The sequence below is a fragment of the Streptomyces sp. YGL11-2 genome (assembly GCF_050054615.1).
Lineage (GTDB): Bacteria > Actinomycetota > Actinomycetes > Streptomycetales > Streptomycetaceae > Streptomyces.
Window position 1 is genome coordinate 1 of the sequence record NZ_JBNHIN010000165.1, and the last position, 679, is coordinate 679.

General features: G+C 66.6%; 1 pseudogene. It reads left to right on the forward strand.

Annotated features, from left to right (window positions below):
* Positions 1 to 55: 55 nt before the first annotated feature.
* A pseudogene (locus ACO1BR_RS44170) lies at positions 56 to 679 on the forward strand (IS5 family transposase); the annotation flags it as partial.

Here is a 679-nt window from a genome sequence, read left to right on the forward strand (position 1 = left end):
CTAACGCAACGCTGGTAGCCGTGTCCTCCGGACGGATACGTCGGTTGCTTGGGATATGGGCAAGCGGAACCCTCAACCCTGGTTGGTTGACGATGAGTTGTGGTCGAGAATTGAGCCGTTGCTGCCATCGTCACCGGATGGTCAGCGGCGGCCGGGGCGGAAGAAGGCGCTGGAGGACCGCAAGGTGCTGTGCGGCATCTTGTTCGTCCTCTACACCGGAATCCAGTGGGAATGGCTTCCTGGTGAGCTCGGGTTCGGCTCGGGGATGACCTGCTGGCGGCGGCTGCGGGACTGGAACAACGCAGGGGTGTGGCAGCGGCTGCACGAGGTGCTGCTGGACGAACTGCGGGCCACCGACCGTCTGGACCTGTCGCGGGCGGTGATCGACAGCTCCCACGTCCGGGCGCTCAAGGGCGGCCCAAAACCGGACGGAGCCCCGTCGACCGAGGCCGGCCGGGCTCCAAACACCACGTGATCTGCGACGCCACCGGCATCCCACTGGCTGTCACCCTGACCGGCGGAAACCGCAACGACGTCACCCAGCTGATGCCTCTGCTGGAAGCGATCCCGTCCATCCGCGGCAAACGCGGCCGGCCCCGGAAGCGACCGAAGGAGGTCTACGCCGACCGCGGCTACGACCACGACTGCTACCGCCGCCAGGTCTGGGCAAAGGGCATCA